Consider the following 22,286-nt stretch of genomic DNA (forward strand, 5'->3'; position numbering starts at 1 on the left):
AAAGCCCAAGTTTGCGAGAACCCCGTCATGCGTCATAACCGCTCCATGATCTCACCCCAGACGATCTCGCCCCTGCGTTCTTCGCGTCTGCTGCTGCTGTCCAGCGCGCTCATCCTATCGCTTTGCGGCGCGGCTCGCGCTCAGGAGGAGGTCAGGGTCAAGACTCTGGCCGCGCCCGACTACTTTTCCGGAGCCGCCGCCGATACTGGAATTCCGGGGGATCTTTGGAAGGACGCCGCGCCGGGCCTGATGCGCGACATCCTGCCCAAGCTCGCGGGGACCAAGCCTCTGTCGCCGGCCTTCGCCAACCTGGCGCGGCGGGTGCTCCTGACGGGCGCGAACGCCCCGGACGAGGTGGGTGACGAGGTCGAGATGGGCGCGGCGCGCGGTCTGGCCCTGATCGCCCTGGGCGAGGCCAAGGCGGCGAACACCATCCTCGACCGCGCGACTGGCGGTCCCGGCAGCTCGGGGCTGTCGATGGCGACGGCCGAAGCCGCCTTGATCGCCGGAGACGACGACAAGGCCTGCCGCACCGAGGAGGACCTGATCGTTGATCGCAGCGCGACCTACTGGCTGCGGCTGCGCGCCTTCTGCCAGCTGAAGGCCGGCCAGACCGACGCCGCCCAGCTGACCTTCCAACTGGTCCAGCAGCAGACGAAAGACGCCGACTATGCTCGCCTGATGGGGGCGGCCCTGGCGGGGACGCCGCCCGGCGCGGCCAATCTAAAGAACGGGGTCAACTACGCCCTCTCGCGCCGGCTGAGCTTGGATGTCCAGTCCGCCGCCGCCGTGGCCACGGCCTCGCCGGCCTTGAAGCCCGTAGTCACGCCGCCTCAAGCCCCGACGACCGACATCGGCCACGACCTGACCGCCGTCGAGGCCTCGGATCTGGCCTTCCTGCGCCAGGCCAAGAGCGCGCCGGCCTTTGTCGAGGCGGCGCGCGCCTCGGCGGCCTCGATCGCGGCCCTGGCCAGGGCCGGAGGACCGCTGCAGGACCCGGTTCTGATGGCCCGCGCGGCCGTGGCGGCTGGCGATGTCGAGAGCGCCCAGGCGATCCGCAGTCGCCTGACGCAGGACGCCATCCCCGGCGCGACCGCCACGGACCTGGCCATTCTGGACGCCCTGATCGGCGCGGCTTCAGGCAAGGTCGACAACCAGGTGCTGAGCGCTCTGATCGACCGAGGCGCGACCGCCGCCAAGTCGCCGGCCCAGGCCGCCGCCGTGCTGCTGGCCAGCCTGGGCGGGACGATGGACGCCGACACGCGGACCCAGTTCGCGGCCTTCGACCTGGGGCGTCCGGCCGCCTCGGCGGCGCGGGTCCAGCTTCTGGAGGACGCCGGGAGCGCCAAGCGCAAGGGCGAGGCGGCGCTGCTGGCCCTGTCGATCGCGCTGGACGCCGGCGCCAACGGGCCCGCGCCCGCCGACCGCGCTCGCATCGCCCGCGCCCTGAACCGCGCCGGCCTGCCCGTCGATGCGCGGGCGGTGGTGGTCGAAGGGCTGCTTAGCCTCGCCTACGCCAAATGAGCGCATCCGCGTCCGGCTGGGTCGACGCGTTCCTGGAGATGATGGCGGTCGAGCGCGCCGCCGCCCGCAACACGCTCACCGCCTATGGCAAGGATTTGGAGGACGCGCGGGGTTTCCTGGCCCGTTCGAAGCGCGACCTCGATGACGCCGACGCCGAAGCCGTCGAGGCCTATTTCCAGGATCTGGGCGCGCGAGGCCTGTCGCCCGCCACCGCCGCCCGCCGCCGCTCGGCGGTTCGGCAGTTCTATCGCTTCGTGCTGGGCGAGGGCTGGCGCACCGACGATCCCTCCCGCCGCGTCGCCGCGCCCAAGGCCGGCCGGCCCCTGCCCAAGGTGCTGGAGCGCGACGAGATCGAGCGCCTGCTGGCCGCCGCCAGCGCCAAGGACAGCGCCCAGGGCCTGCGTCTGGCCTGCATCATCGAGCTGATCTACGCCTCGGGCCTGCGGATCTCCGAGCTCTTGGCCCTGCCGCTGGCGGCTCTAGCCCGAGACCCGGCCTATCTGATCGTCAAGGGCAAGGGCGGCAAGGAGCGGCTGGCCCCGCTGAACCACGCGGCCCGCGCGGCGGTGAAGGCGTATCTGGCTGGCCGGTCTTCATTCCTGGCGAAGGGGCAGAAGGAGAGCCCGTGGCTGTTCCCCTCGCGTGGCGGCTCGGGCCGGCTGACGGCGCGGCGGGTGGGACAGCTCTTGGACGACGCGGCCATCGCCGCCGGCATCGACCGCGACAAGGTCAGTCCCCACGTCTTGCGCCACGCCTTCGCCACCCACCTGCTGGAAGGCGGCGCGGATCTGCGCGTGATCCAGACCCTGCTGGGCCACGCCGACATCGCCACCACCCAGATCTACACCCATGTCGCCGGCGAGCACCTGGCGCACGTGGTGCAAACCAAGCACCCACTGGGCCGCAAGAAGACCCCGCATTGACGCGCGGCGGGCCCACCGCTTAGGAAAGTCCACACCAAATCTACGGGTTTGCCTTCATCGGCCGCCCTATCCTGAAAGGCCCGCCATGTCGGACGAAACCCGCGACTCCAATGGAACCGTCCTGGCCGACGGCGACACCGTCACCCTGATCAAGGACCTGAAGGTCAAGGGCTCGGGCGGCGTGACCCTGAAGCGCGGCACGGTGGTCAAGAAGATCCGCCTGACCGGCGACCCCGACGAAATCGAAGCCAATGTCGACAAGGTCCGGGGCCTGGTCCTGCGGACGGAGTTCGTCAAGAAGGCGTAGGGGCGCAAATCCTCTGTGGCTAGACATTTAGATCCGCAGTGACCGGGATGGGCCGGGACCAAACGGGACGACATGGGACAAAGCCTTGTGCTGCGGGGCTTTCGGCGGGGTGAGCCCGGAAAAAATCGGCGCCATGGCTTGTCTCGGGGAAACGGCCGATTTGGCCGCCTGGGGCGGAATTAGACAGTCAGTTTCGCAGTTCCCAATATACGTTCCAAGGGCCTTCGAGAGTACTTCCCCGCGACTTCCCAAAACCCCTTGTGGCACGGGGCTGGAACGCTCCTAGAAGGCGCTTCGGCGAAGGGTGATGGTCGTGGGGATTTACTGGCGATCGGCGGCCGAAAAGTTGGAAGCGAACCTGGAAGTGGGCTTCCAAGTTCATGCGCCGGTTCCAAGTTCGGCTAAAGCCTTATCTAGAAAGAAAAAAGTGCCGGATTTACCGGCCCCGCTATGATCATGAACTTGGAACGGCCTATGAGGCTCGGCCCGCTTGATCAATCGATCTGGTAGGTCTTCTGGGACATCAGCTCGCCGTTGGTGCGAACAGTGATTTTCACGGACGGACCGTTGAGGGCGTAACGAATATCGTCCTCGGTCCGCCAGCGGCCCTGCACGCCATTCGATATCGTGGTCCAGCTCACCCGGTCGCCGTTGATGGCGCAGTGATTGCTCCAGCCGCGCCCGTCGTTTGGCGAGACATACGACACGTCGACGCCCTCTTCATTGCTGCTGGCAACGCGAATAAGGGTCGGATCTCGCCCCATCAGGCTTGCTACAGCGGCGCGGCACACTCGGCCCGCGTCCTTAGGGTTGATCTTCGCGTCGCTGAAGCCGTTGTCGAGCCTCACATTCAGTGCGGCCATCTTCTCGGCGTTCTGGCGAGCCCAGTCTCGCTCGCTGCGGGTCTGGGCTTCATGTTCGGCGGACTTATCGCAGCCGGCCAGAACCAACGCGAGTGTCATCACCAACAAGCCCACCTTCACAGTCACGGTCTAAACTCCCTAGAGCGCCTGGCTCACCCAAAGCACCTGTCCGATGATTTGAAGCGCGCTCAACTGCGGCGTGTCAATCTCCTCGGCGGGGTAGGCCGGGTTGTCGGAGATGATCGTCAGGCCGGTAATTGTACGCCGGAACCGCTTCAAGCGGGCGTCACCGTCCAGGACGAAGGCGAAGATACCGTCCGCTATTCTATGCTGCCCCTCGTCGACCAACACCATCGCCCCGTCGTGGATTGTGGGAAACATGCTGTCTCCCCTTGCCTCCAGGACGGAGAGGCCGGTTGCGCTAGTCCGATTCAGGACCTTGCGAAAGAATTCGGGCGTGAACGGCACATCTTCGACCCATTGCCGCGCCTCATTCCAACGACCATGGCCTGCCGCCAGTTCTACGGAGAAGCGCGGGACCTTGATGAAGTCGTTGCCCTTGGGGCCGTCGCCATCGCCCCAAACAAGCCATTCTAGCGTCACGCCTGCCGCGCGCGACAAGTGGGCGGCGATGTCTAGGCGCGGCGATGTCCCCTGACCTTTTAGATACTTGTGAAGGGTCGCATGCGGCACGCCGGTGCGTTGCGCGAACGTGAATGGCTTTTCCGGAAAGATGGCCTCCGAGAGCCGCTGCCCGAAGCCTTGATAATCGAAATCGACGAGTTCGTGAGCGTCCATGCGCAAATGACGCCGAAAGGCGCTTGACCGCGTTCACGTATGTGATGTCTATTGTCACGCACGTGATATACGTTGGTGACAGCAGATGGCCGCTAAGAAGACCCGTAAACCCGCTGGATGGCACCCCGCCGACATCAGGGCGGAGGTATCAAAACGCGGCAAAACACTTGCGGGGCTAGCTCGGGACGCTGGTCTGGACGAGAGCGCCTGTCGCGTTGCTCTCATTCGCCCCCTGCCAAAAGCTGAACTTGCGATCTCGCGTTTCCTAGGCGTCTCCCTTCATGAGCTGTGGCCGTTGCGGTGGTCGCCGGATGGCCTCCGATACCGCAACGTTCGTGCTGAAAATTATCACGATCGTGACGCGTCGCACCGTCAAAACTCTCGGGCGGCTTAAACATGACGTCGGGGGAAGCCAAAAAGTCACGGTCGCCCGCAACCGTAAGAGACGGGGAGCCCGCTGCCACTCGCCAGGCTAGCGAAGCGCTACCGCCCGCTCGGCGCCGCATCAGGCTAGATCGAATCATCGTCGCCAACCGTCTGAGACCCGTCGTCCCCGCCGCCGTCGATGGGATGGCGGTGTCCATGGGCGAGGGCGGCATGCACCAACCAATTCTGGTTCGTCCCCTCCAGATGGACGGCGATGACATGGTGTTCGGACTGGTCACAGGTGCCCACCGTCACGCAGCAGCTACGAAGCTCGGCTGGATCGACGTTGAATGCACGATCAGGAACCTCACCGACGACCAGGCCCGCATGGTCGAGATCGACGAGAACCTCGTTCGGCGGGGCCTAACCGCGCTAGAGCGCGCGGTGTTCGTCAGCGAGCGCTTGGATGTTTGGGCAAAGCTCCATCCTGAACGTGTCGCCGAGGACGGCGCTGCGCCGAAACGCGGTCGCCCGGCCAATTCCGACAAGTTGTCGCAATTTCTCGGCGACGTGCCGCCGTCGATGGGCTTCAGCGCCGAAACGGCCGCAGACCTTGGCGTCGACAAGCGCACCGTAGAGCGCGCCCTGGTCATCGCGCGCGGCCTGTCGGCTGAAACCCATGTCCGGGTCGCCGGGACCAAGATCGCCAAGAACGAAGGCCTTCTGCGCCAGCTTGCGGCGGTTCCAGACAAGGCCGAGCAGCTCCGCGCCGCCGAGGCCCTGGTCACTGAAAAGGCCAAGTCCTTCCCCGACGCCTTGGTCATCGCTAGCGGCCGGGAACCCGCGCCACCTGCGCCACCGCGTCCGGTCGATGAAACCGTCGCCGCCTTCATGGCGATCTGGAAGAAGGCGCCGCCGACCCACCGCGCCGCGATCTTGCACGCGCTGCAGGGCGAGAAGCTGCCTGGGGCCTGGGCCGTGATGGAGCGGGCCAATGTCTAAGGCCCGCGCCCACGACACCGACACCCTGGACCTCTTCTCGCACTCGCGGCTGTTCCCGGTGGAAACGCCCCGCGAGATGGGCTCTGCGCTCGACTTCAACGGCCGCATCTCCCAGGCGATGGCCCGCGCGATCGACGAGGCGCGGGATCACGGTATCGACCGATACGAAATCGCCCGCCGCATGTCGGAGACCCTGCAGATCGATATCAGCAAGGGCATGATCGACGCCTACACCAGCCAGGCGCGCGAGAACCACACGATCAGCCTGGTGAGGTTCGTGGCCTTTGCTCGCGCGACCGGCTGCCCGTGGCTTTGGAACGTCGTTCTGAAGGACGAGGGCCTGACGATCCTGCAGGGCGAGGAAGCCCTGCTGGCTCAGGCCGCTCACGCCCGCAAGCAAGCCGAATTCTACGCCGCCGAGGCCAAGCGCCTTTCGAACCAGGCCCCGCTGCAGGTCGGCCGTGGAGCCCGCCGATGAGCCCGCGCGCCAGCATCACCGCCCAGGAGTGGTTCACGACTGCTGAGCTTGCCGCTCTGAAATTGCCCGGCCTGCCGACGAGCACGCGGGGTGTCCAGATGGTCGCCGACCGCGAGGGCTGGGCGACCTATCGGGACGCCAGTGGCGCCGCGGCTAGCCGCAAGCGGGCCGGCCGTGGCGGTGGCCTGGAATACCACGTCAGCCTGCTACCCGAGGCCGCGCGCAAGCACCTGGCCAACGTGCGCCCCGCGAAGGCCGAACTGGCCGATCGCGAAAGCACCCTGTTGCGCTATGAGCGCCTCCCCCAGGGCCTGAAGGACGAGGCGGTGCGCCGCCTCGGGTTCATCCAGCGCGTCGAGCAACTGCAGCGCGCGGGAATGACCAAGACCGGCGCGATCAAGGAGACGGTCGGCGAGGCTGTGCGTCTAGCCAGCGCCACGGGCGCCAAGCCCGAGGTTTCCGAGCGGACGCTCCACGATTGGTTCGGCCTGATCGCGGGCGTTGAGCCCCAAGACCGAGCCATGTATCTGGCCCCGCGCTACGCGGGCCGGGTCTCGCGCGCCGAGTGCCCCCAGGCCGCCTGGGAGGCCTACAAGACGGCGTATCTGCGCCAGGAGAAGCCGACCCACGCGCGCTGCTACCGCGACATCCAGAAGCTGGCCGGCGTCAACGGCTGGACCCTGCCCAGCGCCAAGTACTTCGAGCGCCGGATTGTCGCCGAGGTTCCCGAGCCGGTGATCATATACCAGCGTGAAGGGCCCAAGGCCGCGCGCCATACCTTCGCCTACGCTACACGGTCGAAGGAAGGCCTCTACCCTCACGCCGTGGCCAACCTCGACGGCCACCTTTGGGACGTCCAGGTCGAGTGGGAAGACGGCACGCGCGGCCGCCCCTACAGCCTCGCGGTCCAAGACATCGCGTCGAGCATGCCGCTAGGCCTGCGCTTCGACCGCACCCTCAACAGCGACATCGTTCGCCTGGCGCTTGGCGACACCTTCCGCGAGTTCGGCCTGATTGAGCGGCTGATCATGGACAACGGCTCGGAGAACCAGGCCAAGCAGATCCAGGGCGGCATCCACCGGATGCGCGGTCCCAAGTCGGTTCACGAAGAGCCAGCCGGCTTGCTGAAGATCCTCGGCGTCGAGGCCATCTCGGCGACGCCTTACTGGGGCCAGGCCAAGCCCGTCGAGCGCATGTTCCGCGACTGGGCGCACGAGCTGGCGAAGGACCCGCGCTTCGCCGGCGCCTACACTGGCCACAACGCCATTGCCAAACCCGAGAACCATCGCTCGCGGGCGGTCCCGATCGCCGAGTTCGAGCGCATCGTGCGCCAGGAGCTGGAGTTCTATCGCGACCAGTTGGGTCGCTCGGGCACGGGCATGAACGGCCGGTCCTTCCGCCAGGTCTATCTGGAAGGCATCGCCGTCCAGCCGCCGCGCCGTCTGACGGCCGAGCAGCTCCGCTACTGCATGCTGGCCTCGGAGCCGCGCCCCATGGACCCGGCCTCGGGCGCCGTGTCGATCGTCGGAAACCGCTACTGGAGCCCGGAGCTGGCGGACCTGAAGCGCCAGAAGGTCATCGCCCGGTTCGACCCCGACGATCTGTCGAAGGACGTCTTCCTCTACTCGCTGGACGGCCGCTTCCTGCTGCAGGTCCCGCGCCACATCGAGGGCGATTTCAACAGCGTCGTCACCGCCAAGAAGATCACAAGCGAGCGCCGCAAGCACATGCGCCGGATCCGCGACGCCAAGGATGCCTTGGTTCGCATGGGCATCGACGACCTGGCCGCCCAGCTAGACGCCGTTGCTCCGCCCGCGCCGGTGCAGATCCCGGCAGACGCCACCAACGTGGTGGTCCCGGCTTTCGGCGTCCCGCGCCGGGCGAACACCACCCAATCCGATTTCACGGACGCTGCTGACCGGGCGCTCATCGCCCGGTTCCAGGGCGGCTCATGAAAACGGCCCGTCGGGGCTGCAACCCCGACGAGCCGACGACTCCGCAGACCTAGCAACCCACGAAGGAATTCAAGGCTAGCACAATGATCCACCCCTCCAAAACGACCTTCACGGACGAGGAACACGAGGAGATCCGCGCCGAGGTTCGGCAGGCTCTGGAAGGGCCGCCGCGCCTCACCCAGGCCGACCTGGCCCGCGAAACCAGCCTCGCCCCCAGCGTCATCAGCTCGTATCTGAGCGCCTCCTACGCGGGCGACAGCAACAAGCCTGCTCTGACCCTCAAGAAGTGGCTGGATGCTCGTCAGCGAGCGGACGAGGCCCGCCTGCGCGAGCCGATCGAGCCCGACTTCCAAGCACTCGGCATCAGCCAGTTGCTGCTGGCCCTGATGGACAGCGCCAGGGTGTCCGGTGACATCGTCTCGGTGATCAGCCCGCCGGGGATCAGCAAGACCACCACGGCGCTGCGCTACGCCAACTCCACGCCCCGCGCCTGGTACGTCTACATCGACGAAGCCACCCATGGCGTGCAGCCGATGCTGCTGGAGATCCTGGCGGCCATGGGCCGCAAGGACGTCACTGGCTCGCCGGCCATGCTACGGAAGATGGTGGTGGACGAGGCCCTGGAGGCCCCCGGCGTCATCATCATCGACGAGGCCAACATCCTCTCGGAGAAGGCCCTCAACCAGGTCCGCGCGATCAACGACGCCACGGACCGTCGGGGCAAGCCCGTGGGCATCGTCCTGCTGAGCAACCCGACCATGAACGAGAAGGTCGGCACCGGCTCGACCAAGCCACAGTTCGCCCAGATGTCGAGCCGGATCGGCGAGCGCCGGGTGTTCGCGGCGCCCGACCAGCAGGATGTCGCCGATCTGGCCTGGGCCTGGGCCAACGCCAACCGCGTCCACCTGACCAAGGCCGAGCTGGAGATATGTCAGGCGATCGCAGCCAAGCCGGGCGGTCTGCGCAACGTCACCAAGGTCTTCAAGAAGGCTCTGCGCGTGACGATCGCCACTGGCGAGGTCTTCGGCGCCCAGCACCTGCGCGGCGCCTTCCACCAGCTCTACGGCATCTGGCTCTGAGGAGAAGCGTCATGCTGTTCAAGCACACCTCGACGATGGACCTGGACAAGGCCCGCGATGGCCGCAACGCCCTGCGGGAGCTGAAGGTCAGCGTCCGTCACAACACCCTGACGCCGGAAGCCTTCGCGCGCCTGACGGCCCGCATCCAGGCCGCCTTCGATGAGTTCGGGCCGATCATCGACGAGAGCCCGGACCCCAAAAAGGGCCAGTTCTACGCCGTCGCGGGAGGCGCCCGTGTCTGAGACCCTCGTCTTTCAAGTCGCGAGCGCCGAGATTTGCGAGCGCGTGGTCTGGCTAGCCGACGAGACCGTGGCCGCCGGCATCGAGATCGCGCGCCAGATGGACCCTCCTGGGACGCCGCAACAGGTCATCGACTTCGGCGGAACCTCACACGCCCTGCAGGCCGTGCTGAAGCAAGCGCGGCGTCGGGGCTTCGGGGACGACGCGATCTTCGCCGCCCTCGCTTCTGCGATCGGCGCGTTCGCCAAGCACCAGATGCTCGGGCCGATCGACTGCGTTTGCGCCCAGCTCGCCCACAACGGCGCGCGCGCGGCGCGGGCGGTCTCTGAGACCGAAGCGGCCGACCTCCCGACCAGGGGGAACGCATGAACCGGGATTGGACCATCGCCGGCCTCGCGGCCGTCTACGCCTTGTCGTCCGCCAGCATCGGCCTGGGCGAGATCGCCGAGGCGGTCGGCCGAAGCCGTGGCGAGGTGGACCTGGCGCTCTGGTGCCTGGTCGGCCGCACGCCCGAGCAGGCCCTGGCGGTTCTCGCCACGACTGGCGCGCCCGCCGTCCATAGCCGGCTGGGCCGCTTCATCCAGGAGACGCTGCCGTGATCGCCCTGCTGTCGCGCTTCGCGGCTTGGCTCTGGGCGGCGCAGCCGGTGCTCCACCGGTTCGACCCGGCCGAGTGCCGCGAGCGCCAGCGCCAGGCCGCGATCGTCGCCGCCTTCAACCCTCAGTCACCGCCGGCCTCCCGCCGGCTCTTCACCCAGGACGGTTTCCAATGAATGCCTTCACCGAAGCTCACCCCCTCGCCGAGGCCGAAGAGGTCGCCACCACCGCTGAAGCCCATCCGCTGTATCGCGCCGTGGGCACCGGCATCATCGACGTCGCCGGCGTCGACTACATGCGAGCGGGCGACGGCAGCCTGATGCCGGTCGCCAACATGCGCGCCCAGGACAGGCTGCAGGACGAATTGGTCCGAAAGGTGCTGGGCTTTGCCCTGCCGCTCTCGGAAACGATCGCCCGCTTCGTCCAGCACACCTTCGACGACGCCGACGACCTGGTCGAGCTGCTCGACCAGCAGTACGGGGTGAAGCGAGGCGGCAAGGCGGGCAACCTGACCTTCACCACCTTCGACCAGCTCATGAAGGTCGAGGTGACCCGCGCCAAGATCATCGACTTCGGCCCGGAACTGACCCAGGCCAAGGCTCTCGTCGACCAGGTCGTCGCCGACTTGGCCGTCAACGCCGATGACCTGCTGAAAGGCTTGGTCACCCGCGCCTTCAACATCGAGAACGGCGGGCTGACCAATCGGGCCGCGCTCCTGCAACTGCTGCGCTGGGAAATGCCGGACGCCCGCTGGCGGAGGGCGATGGACGCGATCCGCGACGCGATCCAGGTCAAGGGCACGAAGCGCTATGTCCGCATCTACCACCGGCCGTCGATCGACGATCAGTGGATCGCGGTCAGCCTCGACGCGGCGAGGGCGTGATGTACATCCGTCTCACCCCAGAGCGCGAGTTCACCGTTCGCTTGGCCACGCGCCTGCTGCCCTTCCACGGCGACGCGCTTTCCGCCTTCGAGCGCCAGTTGGTCGCCGAGATCGTCGATCGCTATCTGTCGCCCGACCATGACGTCCCGCCGATCACGGACGCGGAATGGCCCGTCCTCGAAGAGGCGGCCCAGGTGATGGCCACCGCCAGCGCTCTCCAACGGAGGGCGGCATGAAGGACGTCGTCACCGTAGAGCCCTGTCATGGCGTCGGCCGCACCGGCCGCGCCGAGGGCTATGTGATCATCTGCGTTCCGGCAGTGGGCGCGGCGCTCTCGATCGAGGCGTCGCGACAACTGCGCGGCGAGCTAGAGCGGGCGGAGAACGCCCTGCTCCAGGCCGTACCGGCGAACGGAAGCGCCTGATGCGCCTTAGCCTCTCAACGATCCTGGCGATGTCGCCGATCGCCCAGGCCAAGTTCTGGGCGCAGGTCGAAGACGAGCTGTTGCTCGATATCGACCTGGGGATCGGGAGTGGCGTCACCGAGAGCGACCCGGTCCGCGTCGAGGCCGCCCGCCGCCTGGAGCGGGCCGGGGTCGTTATCACCAAAGTCGCCCAGCCGGGTCGGGTCAGCGTTCACCGCGTGTTTCCGACCAGCGCCGCCGAGCGGCGCGGCCCATCCTCCACAGCGCCGGAGAGAACGTCGTGAGCGTTCAAAACGATTTTCAGGGGCGTCCAGTTGACCTTCAGAAGGTCCGCGCCCGCGCCGTGGTCACCGACCACGCCTTGCTGCGGCACATCGAGCGCGTGCTGCTGATCCCGGTCGAGGAGATCCGCGCGGATATGCTGACGGACAACGTGCTCCTGGCCATGGCGCTGAAGGCTCCATCCGTGCGCGCCCACGACCACCAGATTGTGTTCGCCCAGGACAACCCCTTCGTCATCGTGACCGTCCTGACCCCGTCGATGCACGTCCGCCGCTCTCGGCGGCGCAAGGCGCGCTGGCAAAAGTTCCAGGGGCAAGGCTGATGGTCGCCCGCCGCAAGAAGCCCGCGCCTACGCAAGCGACGGTCGAACTCGCCATTGCGCTGCTGAAGGCGCGTTTCGTCCTGGAGAAGGCAACGAACCTGTCGCTCACGCCGAGCCTGGCCAAGTTCCTTGCCGCCGCCGCCGAGGACGCCACGGAAGCGCTCGGAAGGCACGCGCCCGATCTACTCGCCGAGTTCGATCGACATCAAACCGAGAGGGCGGCGAAATGACCGCCCTCGTCGCCGAGAACAGCCGCCGCGTCGGCGAAACCTTCGCCGATCGCATCGCGCGCGCCGTCCGGATCCTGGAAGGCGAGACCCATGGCATGGGCCAGCACCTCTTGCTCGCCTACGCCACCGCTCGGATCCTGGGCCAAGATCCGCGTGAGGCAATCCTTCGGGCGCACTGGGGCAAGAACGTCCGTGAGCCCGCCGCTGGCTGGAACCTGCCGGTGCTGGAGCGCGCAGCCGGTGAATGGGTCAACCGCCTGGACGTCGCCGTCGCGCGGATCCGCGAGAAGGCGACGCGCCCATGACCGCCGCCCGCGCCCTCGCCAGCGACAACGGCCGCCGCGCTCTCCTGGCCAAGGTCCACCTGGCCAAGAAGGATCTGGGCCTGGACGACGACACCTATCGCGCCGTCCTGGAACGCGAGACCGGGCGCCGCAGCTCGGCCGACTGCACCGTGCGCGAGCTGGAGCACCTGGTCGCCCACTTCCGCGCCCAGGGCTTCGTGCCGAAGGCCGTCGCCGGCGGCCGCGCTGGCGCCGCGGTTCAACGCGGTCCGCGCCGCGCCGACAATCCGGTGGCCAAGAAGGCCCGCGCGATGTGGATCTCGCTCCACCAGCTGGGCGTGGTCGAGAACGCCTCGGAACAGGCGCTGGAAGCGTTCGCGAAGCGCCAGCTGGGCGTCGAGCGCATGCAGTGGATGGACCAAGGCCTGGGCTTCAAGTTGGTCGAGGCCTTGAAGGCCATGGCCGAGCGCGAAGGCTGGAGCCAGGATCTGGCCGGCATCGAGAGGAAGCAGCACGTGCGGATCCTGAAGGTCCGCCTGGCCTGGGCTCAAGCCAAGCGGCTGGGCGAGCGCTTTAGCGCCGCCAGCCTTTCCGACCGCGATCTGGACGCGGCCATCGTGGCCTACGCGGCCCGCCTCAGGGAGGCGCGCCATGGCTGACGACCTCTTCGCCCATGCTGACCTGGTCGAGGCCCAGAAGGCCATCGACGCGGCTCGGCATGCGCGCGAGGAGGCCGTCGCGGCCGTGATCAAGCGCCGGCGCGCCAAGACCCTGGCGCACGAAGCCGCGCTGGTCCGGGCCACCCATGACGAGCTGGCGGCCTATGTCGCCGCCCGCAAGCGGCTGGGAGTGCAGCATTGAGCCGCCTTCCTGGTATCCTGGGCGAGATCGCCGACGTCGCGGGCGTGGACGCGGCGGTGAAGCTGGCTCGCGCTCGTGGCGGCACGGCCATGAAGATATCGGGCAAGCCCGGCGGAGCCCTGGCCCAGATCGTCGGCGACGACGCGGCTCTCAAGATCGCCGAGCTGCTGGGCTCGATCGAATACACCATCCCGATGGCGAACCTGCGGGGCCAGAAGGCGCGCAGAGCGCGGGCTAGGCAACTGCTCGCCCAGAACGTCCCATCGTCTAAGGTGGCCCTGATCGTTGATGTCCATCTTCGGACGGTCGAGCGCCTCAAGCGCCGAGAGCGCGAGGATCCGGAGCCCCAGCTTCCCCTCTTCGACACCCCGGAAACGCAATAGCCCCCGACATCTGTCGGGGGCTATTTGCTGCGTGGCTCCAGCGACATTGGCCCGAACAGAGGCCGGTCCGCAAGACCGGCATTTTTCCGGGGCCTCGCTAGACCATGAACGCCGCTGATCCTGCCTTCGTTGCTCGCCCGACCGGGTGGACTGCGGACCATGAGCTGCGCTGGCGTCTGCTATATGGCCGTCTGCTTAAGACCGAGGGCCCGTTCGTCAACGACCCCAAGGACCCTGGCGGCGCCACCAAGTACGGCGTGAGCCTTCGCTTCCTGGTCATCAATGGTCTGATCGACGCCGACCGCGACGGCTTCGCGGACTTCGACCTCGATCGCGACGGCGACATCGACGCCCTGGACGTCAAGCTGCTCACGCCGGCGAACGCGGAAGCGCTCTATCTGCCGAAGTTCTTCATCGAGACAAAGTTCTGGCGATTGCCCGCGCCGATCGACGCGGCGATTTTCGACCTCGGCGTGAACGTGGGCACGCGAACCGCCGTCAGGCTGCTGCAGCGCGCCGTCAACAGGTTCGGGCCTCCTCCGCTCGCGACGGATGGCGTGCTGGGCGAGAAGACGTTTGGCGGCGTCGCCGAGGCACAGCGCACCGGCCCGTTGCTGACGGAAATCCGGAACGAGGCCGCCGCCCACTATCGCTGGCTTGTCAGCCGGAACGGCGAGCTGGAGCGCTTCCTGGGCGGCTGGTTGAACCGCGCCAAGGAGCTTGGCCGTGTCGCCTAACCCGCTCATCCTTCCCGAGGTGCGGTGGACCTGGCGGCGCGTCTTCGCGTTTGGCCGCACGCTGATCTACGCCGCTCTGATCGGTGTCGTGATCTGGCGGCTCCCGACCGCCGCCGCCTCCGCCGGCAAGCCTCTCCAATGGCTCGGTCTCGCCCTGGTCGCGACCAGCACGATCGACGCGCTGCTCTACATGGCCGGCGCCACCGTGACCGACATCACCCGCCTGACCGCCGCCGCTCGGAGTGGCCAGGCGCCGCCTGGAGATCTGTCGTGACCTATTGGAAGATCCTCGCCGGCCTAGTCGGTGTCCTCGCTATCGTCGCCGGCATCCATACCGTCGCGGGTTGGCGAGAGGATGCGGCCATCCTGAAGGCCTGCGCCGCCGCCGTCGCGATCGACGCGCCACCCGCCGCCGATCCGGGGCGGGCCTGCCCGTCGTCGATCGCCGTGGCCGCTTTGGCCGCGAACCGTGCGCGGGCCTGTGACGCCGCGTTCCGAGCCCGTCCGGAGAACACCTACGGCGTCGCCGCCGCCTGCACCGAGCCGGTCAAGACCGTCCAGGCCGAACGCGACGTCGCGCGGCGCGAGGCCGGCCGTCTGACCCAAGCCCTTTCCAATGAACGCCTGGGCCAGGACGCGGCCATCGCCCGCGCCACCGCCTCGGCATCCACTCAAGCCGAAAGGAAAGCCCGTGCGGCCGCTGCTCTCCAAGCCGCGCCTCGCGATGGCGATGGCCTTGTCGTCTGCGCTGCTGACTGCATGCGCGCACGGTGGGCCAGCGCCAGCGAGCGCCCATGATCCGATCATCGAGCGCGAGGAAGTCACGCGCCTCGTCTGCCCGCCGGACCTGCGTCGCCAGCTTCCCACGGTCCCGGTGCTGGGAGCCGACGCAGTGATCCGCCACAACGCCGCCGGCGGCGCCTACCTGGACGCCAAGATCGCGCGCGGCGAGGCGGCGGAGGCGATCGTCCAGGACGCCCGAAAGGCTTGCGACCAAGCGGTGGCGAAGTGACCGACTTCGCCGACGACGCCCAGGAGATCGAGATCGCCGAGCGCGAGAGCGCCGTGGCCGAAATCCGCCGCAAAGCCGCGCCGCCGGTCCGCGTCTTCTCGGAGTGCCTGGCCTGCGGCGATCCGATCGAGACGGACCGCCTGAAGGCCAACCCCGGCGCCCGCCGCTGTCTCATGTGTCAGGAGGCCTACGAGCGCCTCCAGCTTCTCCGTTCGAAAGGCTGACCCGCGTGTCGTCGCTCATGAAGTACTGGCCGATCGCGGCCCTGGCCATTCAGGCGCTGACCGCGTGGATCTGCTGGTCTCTGCGCCAGCTCGCGACCACCGAGGTCAAGAAGCTTGTTGACGCGGCGGTCGCTTCGCTCACGACAGCCGACCAGGAAGCGGAAGCCGCAGTCGATGATCATGAGACGCGGATCACCGTCCTGGAAAAGGACGTCGAGGCCATCCGCCACGACATCGCCAAGCTGCCGACGAAGGCGGATCTGGCCCAGGTATCGGGCAAGGTCGACACCGTGGCCTCCAAGGTCGATGGCGCGCGCGCCGGTATCGAACGGATCGAGAGCTACTTCCTGGCCAAAGGCGTGGAGCGCGGATGATGGCCTACCCCGAACATTTCGCCGCTCACCTGCGGCTGACCATCCTCCGGGTGCTCGCGGAGGCCCCAGCCTACAAAGCCAACGACAGCCTGCTTACCAGCGCCTGCGACCACGTCGGCGTCCCGGCGACCCGCGACCAGGTCCGTACCCAGTTGGCGTGGCTGGAGGAGAACGGCCTCGTGAGGCTGGAGAAGCCGATGGCGAGCCTGACGATCGCCACGGCCACCGAGCGCGGCCTGGACGTCGCCGCTGGTCGGGCAAACGCGCCTGGGGTGCAGCGCCCGTCTCCGAGGGGCTGAGCCATGCGCCCCTCGTCCATCGACCGCTTGCCCAAGGAAGTCCGGGAACTGATCGGCAGCCTGCGTTCGGAAGGCGCCACGATCGACGAGATCATGGCGAAGCTCTCCGAGCTGAAGGCCGGGGTCTCGCGCTCGGCGCTCGGCAGGCACGTCAAGACCCTAGCCGAGGTCGGCGAGCGGATGCGCCGCTCCCGCATCATGGCCGAGGCCCTTACCGCGCGCTTTGGCGATCAGCCCGACAACCAGGTCGCCCGCATGAACATGGAACTCATGCACGGCATGGTCTTCGAGGTTCTCACGGCGGCCGCCGGGGCCGAGGATGAAGAGGGTGATCCGGTCACACTCGACCCGAAGGCCGTGAAGTTCCTGTCCGGCGCGCTGAAGGATCTTGCCTCGGCCCAGAAGGTCGATGCCGATCGCGTCCTGAAACTCCGGGAAGAGTTTGCGAAGGAAGCCGCCGCCAAGGCCGAGACCGTGGCCAAGCAGCGCGGCATGTCCGCCGACACGATCGAGGCGATCAAGCACGCCGTCCTAGGTGTGGGCTGATGAAGGCCCTGCCGGCGAAGCCGCATCTGCTGCCCGACGAGGTGATCAATAGAGCGCCTCGGGCCACCTTCGCGTGGCTACCGACCCCGGTCGGCGACGGCCGCTGGTGCTGGCTTGTTCCCATCTGGGCTTGGAGCGTCACCCAGAGGTGGTTCCTGGCCCACCCTGTGACTTTCACGCTCTACACGGGCGGCCTTGAAGGCGGTGCGTCATGAGGCGCTCCCCGAACGATCCGAGCGGTCAACCCGACTGGGACAGGCTGAATGGCGAGGCGGCGTTGAGCCGCCTCGGTCGCGGCGACTTGCTCCTCGGCTACCAGGCAAGCACGCTCGAAGACCTGTACACCGGCACCGCGCTGCTGGTGATCGAGAAGAGCCGCCGTATCGGCCTGACGTGGGGTCTCGCAGCCTACGCCGTGATGAAGGCCGCCGCCCAGCCCTCGGCCGGCGGCATGAACGCCTGGTACATGGGCTACGATCAGGAGATGGCGCGGGAGTTCATCGACACCTGCGGCATGTGGGCCAGAGCCTTCGGCATGGCGGCCGAGGCGGCTGACGAAGAGATCCTGGAAGGCGACGGCGAGAAGGTGCAGGCCTTCCGGATCCGCTTCGCCTCGGGCTTCAAGATCGTGGCCCTGCCCAGCGTGCCGCGCGCCCTGCGCGGTAAGCAGGGCCTGGTGATCATCGACGAGGCGGCGTTCCACAAGGATCTGGTCGAGGTCATTAAGGCCGCCCTGGCGCTGCTCATGTGGGGCGGCCAGGTTGTCGTCGTTTCGACCCACGACGGCGCGTCCAACCCGTTCAACCTGCTTCTGGACGATGTCCGCTGCGGCCGTCGCAAGGGCATGGTCAAGAAGATCACATTCGACGACGCCATCGCCCAGGGGCTCTATGAGCGGATCGCCCTCGCCGCGTCGATCAAGGGCCGCCAGATCCTGCCCAAGGATCTCTGGATCAAGGACATCCGCGACACCTATGGCGACGACGCTGAGGAAGAGCTGGATTGCGTGCCCAAGGAAGGCGCGGGCTCGTTTATCAATCCCCAGGATCTGCAGGCGTGCGAGCACCCGGACGCGGGCAAGCCGGAGCTGTATGCCGGCGGCCTCTGGTACCTGGGCCGAGACGTGGCCCGCCGCCGCGACCTGGCCGTCCTGCACGGCTACGAGCTGGTGGGCGACGTGCTCTGGCTGCGCGACCGCCAGCTCTTCCAGAACACCAAGTTCAAGGTCCAGGACGACGCGGCCGCCGCGCTGATCGCCCAGCGCCGGATGACCGCCTACTGGATCGACCAGAGCGGCATGGGTGAAAAGGTGGTCGAGGATGAACAGGCCAAGTACGGCTTAACCCGTTGCGTTGGTGTCCTCTTCACCGGACCGTCGCGCCTGGACCTCGCCATCGCCCTGAAGGACCGGGTTGAGCAGTGCAAGATCCGGATCCCGCCGCTGCCGGCGATCCGCGCAGACTTCCGAGCCATCAAGAAGAAGGGCACCGCCGGCGGCGGTGTCAGCCTGGTCAACGCCACCGACGAGGTCCACGCAGACGAGTTCTGGGCGGCGGGCCTTGCCTGCCGGGCCGCGAGCATGGGCGGCGTGGTGACCCCCGAAGCGCTGACCGCCGGTTTCACCGGCGCGCCGCCAGGCTTCCACGGCGGCGATCTGAGCGACCCCTACGACCAACCCCTGGACTTCTCGGGCTTCATCTAATGGCCACCACCGATCCCAAGGCCCAAGAGGCCGCCGCCAAGCCGCCGGCTCCCGAGCTGGGCGAGGTCGCGATCAGCGCCGCCGGCGTTGACATCACCATCCCGTTCATGGGCGCCCTGCGCGAGATCCAGGACACGGTGTTGGCGCGCCTCGGCAACAACTACGCCGCCTACCGCGAGCTGCGTCGCGACGACCAGGTCCACGCCTGCTTCCAGCAACGCCGCCTGGCGCTGACGTCGCGCCAGGTGCTGATCAAGCCGGGCGCTGACGACCCGGCCTCGGTGGCCGCCGCGGATTTCCTCCGGGAGAACCTGGCGCAGATCCCGTTCGACCGGACCTGCGGAATGGCGCTCTGGGGCGCGTTCTACGGGCACGCCGTCACCGAGTGCATGTGGGAGCCCCGCGACGGCAAGATCTGGCTCGGAAAGCCGAAGGTGCGCGTGCCGTGGCGCTTCCGCTACGCCACGGACAACAGCCTTCGCATGCTGACCAGGGCGAACCGCATCCAGGGCGAACCGGTCCCAGATCGGAAGTTCTGGACCACCAGCTGGGGCGCGGACAACGACGACGATCCCTACGGCCTTGGCCTGGCGCACCAGCTCTATTGGCCGGTGTTCTTCAAAAAGCAGGGCCTGTCGTTCTGGCTGCGCGCCCTTGAAAAGTACGGCGCGCCCTCGACCTACGCCACTTATCCCACGACGGCCGACCCCGAGACGAAGAAGCAGGCTTTGGCCGTGGCCCAGCGGCTGCGCGCCGATGGGGCGGCCGCCATCCCGGAGGGTATGACGGTCGCGCTCCTCGAGGCGGCTCGCGGCACGGTCGACCAGGCCACGTTCCTGCGCCAGATGAACGCGGCGATCGCCAAGATCATCCTCGGCCAGACCATGACGACCGACGACGGCGCCAGCCTGTCGCAGAGCCAGGTCCACATGGAAGTCCGCGAGGAGCTGACCGACGCGGACGCCGAGCTGCAGTGCGAGAGCTTCCAGAACGGCCCGGCCGCCTGGCTGACCGCCTGGAACTTCCCCGGTGCGCGCACGCCGCTGATCTCGCGGCCCAGCCCCGAGGACGAGGCGGCCGCCGCCGAGCTGCTGGAGAAGAAGGGCAAGGCCGTGAAGGCGCTGCGCGACGCGGGCCTAGAACCCGAGAGCGACGAGGTGATCGCCGCGATCGTCGGCCCTGGCTGGCGCATGGCGCCCAAGCCGGCCGCGCCGGCGGCAAGCTCGCCGGCCTTCGCCGAACCCAGCACGCGGGACGCCGTCGACGACTACATCGACGCCTTGGACTGGGAACAGGTCGTCGGCCCGCTGCGCGACCAGGTCGTCGCGTTCGTCGAGGGCCAGCCGGATCTCCAGACCGCCGCCGACCAGCTGGGCGCCTTGCTGGCGGATCCGGCCGGCGCCCAGCTCGTTGAGCGACTGGGGCGCGTTCTCTTCGAGGCGCGCGTCGGCGGCCGCGCCGGCGCGGCGATCTCGACGCGCATGGCCCAGGCCGACGCCGACCGCTCATGAGCGGGGTGATCGAGTTTCAGGCCAGGCCGCCGGCCCAGGCCGTTGACTACCTGGAGAACAAGGTGGTCGGCGGTCGCTTCTCGTTCGACTGGAGGGACGTCCAGCGCGAGGAGCACCTGGTCTCGTTCGTCGTCGCCAAGGCGATGACGCGCGACATCCTGGTCGATATCCACGCGGGCTTGGTCGAGGCGATCAAGACGGGGAAGAGCCGCGAGCAGTTCATCCAGGAGCTGACGCCGCTCCTGCAGGCGAAGGGGTGGTGGGGCAAGGCGCTGGCCACGGATCCCGCGACGGGCGAGACCCGCCCCGTCCAGCTCGGGTCGCCGCGCCGGCTGCGGACGATCTTCGAGACCAACATGCGGATGGCCCATGCGGTCGGCCGTTGGGATCGGTTCATGGCCTCGGCCAGCACCCGGCCGTTCCTCACCTATCACCACACCCCACGGGAGCATCCACGCCTGGAGCATCTGGCTTGGGATGGGATTACGCTGCCGATCGGCCATCAATTCTGGAAGACGCACTTCACGCCAAACGGCTTCGGCTGCATGTGCTTCATCACCTCGGAACGCGCCGGTGCGGCGGTCACGTCGGAAGAGGAGCTGGGCAGGGTCGGGGCCTATGACACCCGGACCTGGACCAATAAGCGCACCGGCGAGACGCGAGAGGTCCCGGAAGGCGTGGACCCTGGCTTCGACTACAACGTCGGCGAGGCGCGTCTGGCCAGCTTCGTGCCGCCGGCCTCGCCAGAGCGCCAGCGTCCCTACGTCCAGGGCGAGCGCATGCCGCGCGCGCTGCCGAACGTTCGCCAGGCGCGGAGCCTTCCCACGGGCGTGCGGCTGCGTCCGGATCTCGGCGGAGCCGAACCTCAAGCGGTCTTCGAAGCCTTTTCAAAAGCGCTTGGAAAGGGCGAGGGCGAGGTGTTCACGGACGCGGCCCAAGTCCCCGTGGTGGTCGGCCGTCGCATGTTCGAACGCCACACGGCCGCCGGGGCCAGCGTCGCGGCCAAGGAGCACCTCGCCGGCCGCGCCGCCTATGCCGAGATCCTGGCGGCGACACTGAAAGACCCCGACGAGATCTGGCACTCGATCCAGAGCCGCAGCGACGGGACCTCGGTCTTCGTCCGGAATTACGTCTCCTGGATCAAGTCGCCAGATGGTCGGGAGGCCTTCGTGGTCAGCTTTCACGAACGGGAGGGCGTGTGGTGGGGAGCGACGGCCTATCCGCCGGGCAACCGGGGCAAGGCCAAGGACCAACGCACCCAGACCGATGTCGGCTTCCGGGTTGGCGCTCTGGTCTATGCCCGGAAATGAAAGACCCCCGCGCGGGGCGCCGCCGGGGGTCATGTCGGTCTGTTTGGACCCCGCATCCGCCGGGATTGGACCGCTCTTGGAATTTAGGGCCGTGGAGGCGGCTTGTCGAGAGGGGCGTCCGGATGGCCGTCTCGGACCGTTCTACGCCTTCCACGGCCTTCTATGGCGTTCCAGGAGCGTTGGTTGCTCCCAACCTAGAACAGCTTCTCCAGGGCAGACTTCAGCGCATCCTCCGCCGCCCGGAGGACCGATCGCCATGCAACGTTGTTCCGCTCTTCGAGTCTCAAGAAGGGTGCGAAGAGTTCCACCGCTCTGCTTCTCTTCCCGCGCAGCTCCCGCCACAGCCCTTCGGCCTCGTCCTCGTCGGGGGGAACAGAATACTGATCCTCCTCGTCCCAGTAGCCGGTTTCGGCCATGTAGGCCGTCATGCCGTTCCGATAGATCTCGCGCATGAAGCCGGCGACCTCGTCGTTGAACAGGAACGCCGCCTCTTCGCCCGCCGATCTCAACTTATCCAGGCTCTCGCGGCTTACCCCGCCCACCCAGCAGCCATCGAGAAACATTCTGACGATCTGGAAGGTGGGCAGCCGCAGGCCGTAAAGCTCAAGCTGGAGTTTGGTCGCGGCTGTCCGCCACTGACGATATGCGATCGTGGCCGCGATCAGGCCGACCAAGACGACCGCGCTAGCGACGGGCGCCCACAGCACTGGCGGCGGAACCGGCGCCGCAGTCGAGCAGATTACGGTGTGCGGCCCAGGCGACGCGGGCGAC

At 67.7% G+C, this 22,286-nt stretch carries 35 protein-coding genes; 32 read left to right on the forward strand and 3 right to left on the reverse strand.

Annotated features, from left to right (window positions below):
• The first annotated feature begins 27 nt into the window (after positions 1 to 27).
• From CSW59_RS06030 to CSW59_RS06040, 3 genes are all read left to right on the forward strand, one after another.
• Complete coding sequence (locus tag CSW59_RS06030) at positions 28 to 1,524, forward strand: hypothetical protein (protein WP_099443186.1); 1,497 nt, start codon at positions 28 to 30, stop codon at positions 1,522 to 1,524.
• Positions 1,521 to 2,447 carry a site-specific tyrosine recombinase XerD gene (locus tag CSW59_RS06035; RefSeq protein ID WP_099443187.1) on the forward strand — a complete coding sequence of 309 codons (927 nt, stop codon included), beginning with the start codon at positions 1,521 to 1,523 and terminating at the stop codon, positions 2,445 to 2,447. Before CSW59_RS06030 ends, CSW59_RS06035 begins: the two co-directional genes overlap by 4 nt.
• Positions 2,448 to 2,532: 85 nt before the next feature.
• On the forward strand, positions 2,533 to 2,754 hold the full coding sequence (locus tag CSW59_RS06040) for an alkylphosphonate utilization protein (RefSeq protein WP_099443188.1): 222 nt from the start codon (positions 2,533 to 2,535) through the stop codon (positions 2,752 to 2,754).
• A gap of 494 nt (positions 2,755 to 3,248) precedes the next feature.
• On the opposite strand, the gene CSW59_RS06045 is transcribed toward CSW59_RS06040, so the two are convergent.
• Together CSW59_RS06045 and CSW59_RS06050 are read right to left on the reverse strand one after the other, a co-directional pair.
• Complete coding sequence (locus CSW59_RS06045; RefSeq protein ID WP_143754959.1) at positions 3,249 to 3,743, reverse strand: hypothetical protein; 495 nt, start codon at positions 3,741 to 3,743, stop codon at positions 3,249 to 3,251.
• 12 nt (positions 3,744 to 3,755) lie between these two features.
• Positions 3,756 to 4,415, reverse strand: coding sequence for a S24 family peptidase (locus CSW59_RS06050; protein WP_099443190.1), 660 nt, complete (start codon positions 4,413 to 4,415; stop codon positions 3,756 to 3,758).
• An 85-nt stretch (positions 4,416 to 4,500) separates the two neighbouring features.
• Between CSW59_RS06050 and CSW59_RS21770 the strand changes: the two genes are divergently transcribed.
• The 29 genes from CSW59_RS21770 to CSW59_RS06195 all read left to right on the forward strand — a co-directional run bounded on the left by CSW59_RS21770 (position 4,501) and on the right by CSW59_RS06195 (position 21,515).
• Positions 4,501 to 4,809, forward strand: coding sequence for a helix-turn-helix domain-containing protein (locus CSW59_RS21770; protein WP_099443191.1), 309 nt, complete (start codon positions 4,501 to 4,503; stop codon positions 4,807 to 4,809).
• Between the two features lie 2 nt (positions 4,810 to 4,811).
• Positions 4,812 to 5,783 (forward strand): ParB N-terminal domain-containing protein, encoded by a 972-nt coding sequence (locus CSW59_RS06060; RefSeq protein WP_099443192.1) that lies wholly within the window; start codon positions 4,812 to 4,814, stop codon positions 5,781 to 5,783.
• Positions 5,776 to 6,261, forward strand: coding sequence for a hypothetical protein (locus CSW59_RS06065; protein WP_099443193.1), 486 nt, complete (start codon positions 5,776 to 5,778; stop codon positions 6,259 to 6,261). Before CSW59_RS06060 ends, CSW59_RS06065 begins: the two co-directional genes overlap by 8 nt.
• Positions 6,258 to 8,216, forward strand: coding sequence for a transposase domain-containing protein (locus tag CSW59_RS06070; protein ID WP_099443194.1), 1,959 nt, complete (start codon positions 6,258 to 6,260; stop codon positions 8,214 to 8,216). The genes CSW59_RS06065 and CSW59_RS06070 overlap by 4 nt, the downstream gene beginning before the upstream one ends.
• Before the next feature lie 83 nt (positions 8,217 to 8,299).
• The gene (locus CSW59_RS06075; RefSeq protein WP_099443195.1) at positions 8,300 to 9,295 is read left to right on the forward strand and encodes an AAA family ATPase; all 996 of its coding nucleotides are present in this window, start codon (positions 8,300 to 8,302) and stop codon (positions 9,293 to 9,295) included.
• An 11-nt stretch (positions 9,296 to 9,306) separates the two neighbouring features.
• Positions 9,307 to 9,537: a hypothetical protein gene (locus CSW59_RS06080; RefSeq protein WP_099443196.1), complete on the forward strand. Its 231-nt coding sequence runs from the start codon at positions 9,307 to 9,309 to the stop codon at positions 9,535 to 9,537.
• Positions 9,530 to 9,904 carry a hypothetical protein gene (locus CSW59_RS06085; protein ID WP_099443197.1) on the forward strand — a complete coding sequence of 125 codons (375 nt, stop codon included), beginning with the start codon at positions 9,530 to 9,532 and terminating at the stop codon, positions 9,902 to 9,904. Before CSW59_RS06080 ends, CSW59_RS06085 begins: the two co-directional genes overlap by 8 nt.
• Entirely contained in the window at positions 9,901 to 10,134 is a 234-nt protein-coding gene (locus tag CSW59_RS06090) for a hypothetical protein (protein WP_099443198.1), read from the forward strand. Before CSW59_RS06085 ends, CSW59_RS06090 begins: the two co-directional genes overlap by 4 nt.
• Positions 10,131 to 10,307 (forward strand): hypothetical protein, encoded by a 177-nt coding sequence (locus CSW59_RS20740; protein ID WP_161495023.1) that lies wholly within the window; start codon positions 10,131 to 10,133, stop codon positions 10,305 to 10,307. Before CSW59_RS06090 ends, CSW59_RS20740 begins: the two co-directional genes overlap by 4 nt.
• Positions 10,304 to 11,014, forward strand: a complete 711-nt coding sequence (locus CSW59_RS06095) for a DUF3164 family protein (protein ID WP_099443199.1) — start codon at positions 10,304 to 10,306, stop codon at positions 11,012 to 11,014. Before CSW59_RS20740 ends, CSW59_RS06095 begins: the two co-directional genes overlap by 4 nt.
• On the forward strand, positions 11,014 to 11,250 hold the full coding sequence (locus tag CSW59_RS06100) for a hypothetical protein (RefSeq protein WP_099443200.1): 237 nt from the start codon (positions 11,014 to 11,016) through the stop codon (positions 11,248 to 11,250). The genes CSW59_RS06095 and CSW59_RS06100 overlap by 1 nt, the downstream gene beginning before the upstream one ends.
• Positions 11,247 to 11,438 (forward strand): hypothetical protein, encoded by a 192-nt coding sequence (locus CSW59_RS06105; RefSeq protein WP_099443201.1) that lies wholly within the window; start codon positions 11,247 to 11,249, stop codon positions 11,436 to 11,438. The genes CSW59_RS06100 and CSW59_RS06105 overlap by 4 nt, the downstream gene beginning before the upstream one ends.
• A complete protein-coding gene (locus tag CSW59_RS06110) occupies positions 11,438 to 11,722 on the forward strand; it encodes a hypothetical protein (protein WP_099443202.1) in 285 nt (94 codons plus the stop codon). The genes CSW59_RS06105 and CSW59_RS06110 overlap by 1 nt, the downstream gene beginning before the upstream one ends.
• The gene (locus tag CSW59_RS06115; RefSeq protein WP_099443203.1) at positions 11,719 to 12,042 is read left to right on the forward strand and encodes a hypothetical protein; all 324 of its coding nucleotides are present in this window, start codon (positions 11,719 to 11,721) and stop codon (positions 12,040 to 12,042) included. Before CSW59_RS06110 ends, CSW59_RS06115 begins: the two co-directional genes overlap by 4 nt.
• Positions 12,042 to 12,272: a hypothetical protein gene (locus tag CSW59_RS06120; protein ID WP_099443204.1), complete on the forward strand. Its 231-nt coding sequence runs from the start codon at positions 12,042 to 12,044 to the stop codon at positions 12,270 to 12,272. Before CSW59_RS06115 ends, CSW59_RS06120 begins: the two co-directional genes overlap by 1 nt.
• The gene (locus CSW59_RS06125) at positions 12,269 to 12,577 is read left to right on the forward strand and encodes a hypothetical protein (protein ID WP_099443205.1); all 309 of its coding nucleotides are present in this window, start codon (positions 12,269 to 12,271) and stop codon (positions 12,575 to 12,577) included. Before CSW59_RS06120 ends, CSW59_RS06125 begins: the two co-directional genes overlap by 4 nt.
• Positions 12,574 to 13,215 carry a gp16 family protein gene (locus CSW59_RS06130; protein WP_161495024.1) on the forward strand — a complete coding sequence of 214 codons (642 nt, stop codon included), beginning with the start codon at positions 12,574 to 12,576 and terminating at the stop codon, positions 13,213 to 13,215. Before CSW59_RS06125 ends, CSW59_RS06130 begins: the two co-directional genes overlap by 4 nt.
• Positions 13,208 to 13,417, forward strand: a complete 210-nt coding sequence (locus CSW59_RS06135) for a hypothetical protein (protein ID WP_099443207.1) — start codon at positions 13,208 to 13,210, stop codon at positions 13,415 to 13,417. The genes CSW59_RS06130 and CSW59_RS06135 overlap by 8 nt, the downstream gene beginning before the upstream one ends.
• Positions 13,414 to 13,800, forward strand: coding sequence for a hypothetical protein (locus tag CSW59_RS06140; RefSeq protein ID WP_099443208.1), 387 nt, complete (start codon positions 13,414 to 13,416; stop codon positions 13,798 to 13,800). Before CSW59_RS06135 ends, CSW59_RS06140 begins: the two co-directional genes overlap by 4 nt.
• Before the next feature lie 104 nt (positions 13,801 to 13,904).
• Positions 13,905 to 14,537: a glycoside hydrolase family 108 protein gene (locus tag CSW59_RS06145; RefSeq protein WP_099443209.1), complete on the forward strand. Its 633-nt coding sequence runs from the start codon at positions 13,905 to 13,907 to the stop codon at positions 14,535 to 14,537.
• Complete coding sequence (locus CSW59_RS06150; RefSeq protein ID WP_143754960.1) at positions 14,527 to 14,811, forward strand: hypothetical protein; 285 nt, start codon at positions 14,527 to 14,529, stop codon at positions 14,809 to 14,811. The genes CSW59_RS06145 and CSW59_RS06150 overlap by 11 nt, the downstream gene beginning before the upstream one ends.
• Positions 14,808 to 15,335, forward strand: coding sequence for a hypothetical protein (locus CSW59_RS06155; RefSeq protein ID WP_099443211.1), 528 nt, complete (start codon positions 14,808 to 14,810; stop codon positions 15,333 to 15,335). The genes CSW59_RS06150 and CSW59_RS06155 overlap by 4 nt, the downstream gene beginning before the upstream one ends.
• Before the next feature lie 210 nt (positions 15,336 to 15,545).
• A complete protein-coding gene (locus tag CSW59_RS20745) occupies positions 15,546 to 15,773 on the forward strand; it encodes a TraR/DksA C4-type zinc finger protein (protein ID WP_161495025.1) in 228 nt (75 codons plus the stop codon).
• Positions 15,774 to 15,778: 5 nt separating this feature from the next.
• Positions 15,779 to 16,147, forward strand: a complete 369-nt coding sequence (locus CSW59_RS06165; protein ID WP_143754961.1) for a hypothetical protein — start codon at positions 15,779 to 15,781, stop codon at positions 16,145 to 16,147.
• A complete protein-coding gene (locus tag CSW59_RS06170) occupies positions 16,147 to 16,446 on the forward strand; it encodes a hypothetical protein (RefSeq protein WP_099443369.1) in 300 nt (99 codons plus the stop codon). Before CSW59_RS06165 ends, CSW59_RS06170 begins: the two co-directional genes overlap by 1 nt.
• 3 nt (positions 16,447 to 16,449) lie before the next feature.
• Positions 16,450 to 16,992 carry a DUF3486 family protein gene (locus CSW59_RS06175; RefSeq protein WP_099443214.1) on the forward strand — a complete coding sequence of 181 codons (543 nt, stop codon included), beginning with the start codon at positions 16,450 to 16,452 and terminating at the stop codon, positions 16,990 to 16,992.
• Between the two features lie 211 nt (positions 16,993 to 17,203).
• Complete coding sequence (locus CSW59_RS06185) at positions 17,204 to 18,694, forward strand: terminase large subunit domain-containing protein (RefSeq protein ID WP_099443216.1); 1,491 nt, start codon at positions 17,204 to 17,206, stop codon at positions 18,692 to 18,694.
• On the forward strand, positions 18,694 to 20,205 hold the full coding sequence (locus CSW59_RS06190) for a DUF935 family protein (RefSeq protein ID WP_099443217.1): 1,512 nt from the start codon (positions 18,694 to 18,696) through the stop codon (positions 20,203 to 20,205). The genes CSW59_RS06185 and CSW59_RS06190 overlap by 1 nt, the downstream gene beginning before the upstream one ends.
• Positions 20,202 to 21,515, forward strand: a complete 1,314-nt coding sequence (locus CSW59_RS06195; RefSeq protein WP_099443218.1) for a PBECR2 nuclease fold domain-containing protein — start codon at positions 20,202 to 20,204, stop codon at positions 21,513 to 21,515. Before CSW59_RS06190 ends, CSW59_RS06195 begins: the two co-directional genes overlap by 4 nt.
• Before the next feature lie 194 nt (positions 21,516 to 21,709).
• Here the strand turns inward: CSW59_RS06195 and CSW59_RS06200 are convergent, their stop codons facing one another.
• A complete protein-coding gene (locus CSW59_RS06200; protein WP_143754962.1) occupies positions 21,710 to 22,189 on the reverse strand; it encodes a hypothetical protein in 480 nt (159 codons plus the stop codon).
• Positions 22,190 to 22,286: the final 97 nt, after the last annotated feature.

The organism is Caulobacter sp. BP25, assembly GCF_002737755.1.
GTDB lineage: Bacteria > Pseudomonadota > Alphaproteobacteria > Caulobacterales > Caulobacteraceae > Caulobacter.